The sequence below is a fragment of the Paenarthrobacter sp. 10L412 genome, from assembly GCF_056395565.1.
The window spans coordinates 1-5,339 of sequence record NZ_JBFTJT010000031.1 but is presented as its reverse complement, the minus strand read 5'-3'; the positions used below and the strand labels follow the sequence as shown (position 1 = coordinate 5,339).

Annotated in this window: 5 protein-coding genes and 1 pseudogene; 2 read left to right on the top strand and 4 right to left on the bottom strand. The window is 61.8% G+C overall.

Annotation, left to right across the window (positions count from 1 at the left end; all coding sequences use genetic code 11):
* A pseudogene (locus AC1DD7_RS24325) lies at window positions 1–153 on the top strand (DUF222 domain-containing protein); the annotation flags it as partial.
* 178 nt (window positions 154–331) lie between these two features.
* Here AC1DD7_RS24325 and AC1DD7_RS24320 read toward each other — a convergent pair.
* Together AC1DD7_RS24320 and AC1DD7_RS24315 are read right to left on the bottom strand one after the other, a co-directional pair.
* Window positions 332–1,519, bottom strand: coding sequence for a 4-hydroxybenzoate 3-monooxygenase (locus tag AC1DD7_RS24320; RefSeq protein WP_477516911.1), 1,188 nt, complete (start codon window positions 1,517–1,519; stop codon window positions 332–334).
* 108 nt (window positions 1,520–1,627) lie between these two features.
* Window positions 1,628–2,368 carry an IclR family transcriptional regulator gene (locus AC1DD7_RS24315; protein ID WP_477516910.1) on the bottom strand — a complete coding sequence of 247 codons (741 nt, stop codon included), beginning with the start codon at window positions 2,366–2,368 and terminating at the stop codon, window positions 1,628–1,630.
* Window positions 2,369–2,611: 243 nt separating this feature from the next.
* Between AC1DD7_RS24315 and AC1DD7_RS24310 the strand changes: the two genes are divergently transcribed.
* On the top strand, window positions 2,612–3,820 hold the full coding sequence (locus AC1DD7_RS24310) for an MFS transporter (protein ID WP_477516909.1): 1,209 nt from the start codon (window positions 2,612–2,614) through the stop codon (window positions 3,818–3,820).
* Between the two features lie 14 nt (window positions 3,821–3,834).
* Here AC1DD7_RS24310 and AC1DD7_RS24305 read toward each other — a convergent pair whose 3' ends face one another.
* A complete protein-coding gene (locus tag AC1DD7_RS24305) occupies window positions 3,835–4,257 on the bottom strand; it encodes an Hpt domain-containing protein (RefSeq protein ID WP_477516908.1) in 423 nt (140 codons plus the stop codon).
* Entirely contained in the window at window positions 4,250–5,023 is a 774-nt protein-coding gene (locus AC1DD7_RS24300) for a signal peptidase I (protein ID WP_477516907.1), read from the bottom strand. Before AC1DD7_RS24300 ends, AC1DD7_RS24305 begins: the two co-directional genes overlap by 8 nt.
* Window positions 5,024–5,339: the final 316 nt, after the last annotated feature.

The following is a 5,339-nucleotide window of genomic DNA, read 5'->3' as shown; positions in this document are numbered from 1 at the left end:
ACCCTGCTCTGCAGCCACCACCACCACGTCATCCACAAGGAACAATGGCGGATCGACATGACCACCGGCGTGCCCTGGTTCACCCCACCACCACACATCGACCCCCACCAAACACCACGACGCAACCACCACCACACACCCCTCAGAACGTAGGGGTGCCCCGGTGCATATTGAGGGCTGGTACAGCTGAGGCTGGCCGCTTCGCTACAAAGAGAGAGCGCGCCGTCGAGCGCTCATAAACAAGCCCCGACCGTACGCTGAGCCGCGACCATAAGCTGAGCCAACGAGCCTAAGCTGAGCCCGCGACCATAAACTCAACTGCGACGAAGCCTTACCGCGACGCCGGCCAGCCCGTGTAGGACTCAGCCAGGTACGCCTTGGCGTGCTCGGACGAGACCACGGAGTGCAGCTCGCCCAGCTGGCGGGCGCGGTAAAAGTCGTCTGCGCCGGGAACGGTGTGCAGCATGGAGGTCATCCAGTAAGAGAAATGCTGGGCCTTCCAAACACGGTCCAGGGCGCGGTCGCTGTAGGAATCCAACAGTGTGGTGGAACCGTTGGAGTAGAAGGAGTGGAAGCCTTCGAACAACACCTTCACGTCGTGTATCGCGAGGTTAAGGCCCTTGGCGCCGGTGGGCGGGACGGTATGTGCGGCATCGCCGGCAAGGAATAGATTGCCGTGGCGCATAGGAGTGTGGACGAAGCTTCGGAACGGCAGGACCATCTTTTCCAGGACAGGGCCTTCGTTGACCTCAAACCCGTTGCCGTTTACGCGTTTGCGGAACTCGGACCAGATGCGTTCGTCGTTCCAGTCGGCCACGTTTTCCTTGGGATCGCACTGGAAGTACATGCGCTGCACTGTCTCGGTCCGCTGGCTGATCAAGGCGAAACCGTGCTCGGAGTTGGCATAGATCAGTTCGTCGGAGCTGCGTGGAGCCTGGGCCAGGATACCGAACCAGGCGAACGGGTATTCGTGGAAGAACCACTTTCGGTTGGCTTCGGGGATCCGGAAACGGCAGTGGCTGCGAGACCCGTCAGCGCCAACGAGGAAGTCGGCCTGGATCTCGAACTCCTGCCCGTCGGAATCGGTGAACCAGACTTTCGGTTTGCCCTCGAGATCGTGAACCGTGGTGTCCGTGACGCTGTATCGAACGTCGCCGCCGTCGGCCTCGCGTCGCGCAGCGAGGTCGGCGAAAACGTCCGTTTGTGGATACAGCCACACGGATTCACCCACCAGCTCCTTGAAGTTGATGCGGTGGCTTTCGCCATTGAACCGCAACTCGATGCCATCGTGCCGGTCACCTTCGCGGAGCACCCGGTCTGAGACGCCGGAGTCCACCAGCAGGTTGACAGTGCCATGCTCCAGGATGCCTGCGCGAACAGTTTGGTGGATTTGTTCGCGGCTGCGGACCTCCACCACCACGGATTCGATGCCTTGCTTGGCCAGCAAGTGGGAGAGCATGAGCCCTGCGGGTCCTGCACCCATGATGGCGACTTGAGTGGTGACGGTAGTACGTGCCATGGTGTTCCTCGCTTCGTTGCGGTCCCGCTGGGACGGGATGAGCCTGGAATCAGTGTGGCGCGAGCTGCGTGACCGGTGTTACATAAATTCCGTTGAACGGAAAGTACATCAATCCTTAATTTGGCGGCCTATCCCCCGCGCAGCGGTCTGTAACGCCGGAACAAGGGCCTGCAGGCGCATCTCCGCCAAGGGCACCACGACGCCAAGGGCCGCGACGGCTCGCCGCTTCCGGTTCATCACGGGCACGGCGATGCCCCAGGTGTCCGGATCGACCACGCCAGCCAGCTGCGCATAGCCCAGCTGCGCGGCCTCAGCCAACAGGTGGCGTACGACGTCGGAAGTCACCTTTCCTTCCGGGTCGTGGAACTGTTGGAGGTACTCCGCCTGCAATTCACGGGACTGGTGTGCCATCAGCGCCAGACCGGCGGAGGAAATGTGGACCGGCATCCGACCGGCAATGCGTGCACGGTTGGCAACTGAGCCGCGGCGTGAAAGTCGCTCCACGAACAGCGCCTCCCACCCTTCAAGCACAGCCAGGTTCACGTTCTGGTTCAAGACTTGCTGAATATCCTCCATGAAGGGCATGGCTGCTTGACGGAGTGCGAGCGTGGGCGAATTTCTGTTAACGAGTTCCCACAATCGGAGTCCCAGCCGAACGTTCCCGCCAGCACCCAGTTCCAGCAAGCCATGCTCGGAGAGTTGCCGAACCAGTCGGTGGGCGGACGACAGCGGGAGGCCGGACCTGTCGGCGAGTTCGGTCAGTTGCAGCGAGGTGGCGCCTTCGGGAAAGGCCTCAATAACCCGAACTACGCGATCCACCACGGAGTCACCGGATGCTGAGTTGGCCACGATGCGCTCCTTGCTGCGGTTCTTCTACCAAAACGCGTCTTCTAACCAGACGAGCGCGACTGGCGCCTTCCATTCAATGGTAGAACGTGCCTCAGGTTACTCCCGCCGGTGATACAACTCTCATAACCGACCGGCCGTTCTGCTGGCCACATCCACTCTCAAAGAAGAACTCCCGAGGACACTATGCCAATGATGACATCTGCCCGCCGCTCACAATGGCCAGTCTGGCTGTGTTGGTTAGCCATGGTCTTGGACGGCTTCGACCTGGTGGTCCTGGGGACGGTCATCCCAACGCTCATCAAGACCGGTGACCTAGGCTTTGATGCCGTTGGGGCTACCTTCGCTGCCACTATCTCCTTGGTAGGCGTGGGACTCGGCGCACTCTTTATCGCCCCGCTGTCCGACAAGTTCGGCCGGCGGAAGCTGTTGATCGCCTGCGTAGCCGGCTTCTCACTCTTTACGATCGGTGTGGCTTTCGCCCCCAACGTGGCCGTCTTCTCGATACTGCGCCTGCTGGCAGGCCTTGGTCTGGGCGCTTGCCTTCCCGCCGCCCTCGCGTACATGAACGATTACGCACCGGCAGGATCAGCCGGAAAGTCGACCACGCGGACAATGACCGGCTACCACGTAGGTGCTGTGGCGACAGCGTTCCTGGCCATCCTTGTGGTCCCCAACTGGCGTCTCATGTTTATCATTGGCGGCATTGCCGGGCTGGTACTCCTGCCGTTCCTGTGGGCGAAATTGCCGGAGTCGCTCCCCGAAGCAGTACCCGTGAAGGTGGACGAAACAACAAAGGCGGCTCCCGGCGTCGTGCATTCCACAGACGGCAAGCAAAAGACCGGGTTCCGCGACCTCCTGCAGAAGCCGTATCCGCTGGTGGCCGTGGGAATTGGCATCGCGTCGTTCATGGGTTTGTTGCTGGTTTATGGCTTGAACACCTGGTTGCCGCAGTTGATGGCAGCCGCGGGTTACACCGTGAGCACGGGCCTGACGCTGCTGCTGGTCCTCAACCTCGGCGCCGTAGCCGGGCTGGTTTTGGCCGGAATTCTTGCCGACCGGCATGGAACCAAGAAGATCGTGCTGCTGTGGTTCGGGCTTTCAGCAGTGTTCCTGGCCGTCCTCAGCGTGAAGATCCAGAGTGAGTTCCTGCTCAACGCCGCGGTGTTTGTCACCGGCGTCTTCGTCTTCAGCTCGCAGGTTCTGGTTTACGCATGGGTCAGTCAGCTGTTTCCGGCGCGACTCCGGGGAACGGCACTCGGGTTCGCTGCCGGCGTCGGACGCCTTGGCGCGATCGTTGGTCCTGCCGTGACTGGAACCCTGGTTGCCGCAAATATTGCCTATCCCGCCGGCTTCTACGTGTTTGCCGCAGCGGGACTTTTGGCAGTCGCAGCGCTGTTCCTGGTGCCCCATCAGGTCAAAAGTCCTGCACCCGTGCCGGCGGGAGAACGGTAACCGTCGGCACGACGCTAAGTGCTCCGCTGGCCGTCCAACTTTCCGGGCTGCGGGTGAAGCGACTCGCGGGCCTTGCCCAACAGCTGCGGTCCGGCCGCGTAGCAGCGATCGGTGTATTGCCGGAGCGCCGGAAGTGCCTGGACGGCGTAGTCGAAGTGTTCCTCGCGGATCATCGACTCGATGGCCTTGCACTGGTCCTCAGTCTCAAGCGCACCCACCATTGCCGAGGAGATCCTGAGGCTCAGCACAGCATCCATGCTGGCATCGGCGTCGTGTTGGCAGAGGCCGTTGGAGATCCTCAGTAGCCTGCCCGGCAACATCGAAAGGTAAGTGGAGAGAAAACGCAAGGCCGGCGTGGGGTCTCCCATCTCATCGGCCAAGGCCTGCAACCTGCACGGTTCCAGAGCCGGAACCTGACCGTCTGCCTCGTCAGTCATGGCTGGCTGCTTGTGGCTGCGCGGCATCTTCCGGCGTCGATTTGCTGGGGTCCCTGCGCCAGATGGAGGCGAGCATCCCGATGACCAGGATCCCGGGTGCCCCGTACATCAGGATGTTCAGGACGAGTGGTTCGCGGAGGGCACGGATGGCATTCCCGACGTAAGGGATGGTCGCGATCTGCTTGCCCACTGTTTTGCCCTGCAGCGTGGCGATCCAGGGATCGATGCCATTATTAGCGTCGCCCTTGGTCTGGACAGCCACGCCGCCATCGGCTGTTGTGGTGACCTCAGTGATGCGATGCGTCTCCACCCGCTGGTCTTCCACGGGAATGTGGTAGGTGATGATGTCGCCCACCTTGATGTCGGTGATCGGCGTCGGAACGGTGACGACGACGTCGCCCGGGTTGATCAACGGCGCCATCGATCCTGTCAGCATCGTGGAGGTTTGGTAGCCCAGGATGCGCGGTCCGATCGCCAGGAAGAGGAAAACCAAGGCTGCCGTGGCCAGCATGCCAAAACCCAGGATTTTCATCGTCTTAGCAGCACTACGGCGGAACGCGCCTGGGGCCGCGGGGGCTTTCGCTGGAGTCCCGGCGGCTTTAGCTGGAGTTGCGGCTTGAGCAGGGGTCTCGACGGCGGTCGTCGTCGGTGCCGGTGCAGGCTGCTTCACATCGGCGGTCTCTAAAGTCATTGACGTGTTCGCAGGCTCTGCGGCTGAACGCAGGCCCTTGAGGGCGGGTCCGCTGATGCTGATCAGTGCGCTCATGGTCCTGGCGTTCCTTCCGTTGTTGGTTATCTTCTGATCGAAAGTCTGGGCTATCTGGCTCAGGCTTCCTGCGGGAAATCCTCAAGTCTGGCTCAGGAAATACCGGCGGACCTGATCGGGCAGGGGGGCGCCCGACCAGGCCCGGCGGGGCTCTGTGTACAGGGTCCTACTTGGTGGTTTCGGTGCGTTGGGTGCCGGTGAAGGCGAAGGCGATGGTGCTGGTGGCGCCTTGGAAGGTGTCGTTCGCGGTGGTGGGGAACGCGGTGGTGACTTTGAGGTAGTCGGTTTTGGCCGGGGCCAGGGCGGTCAGGTTGTT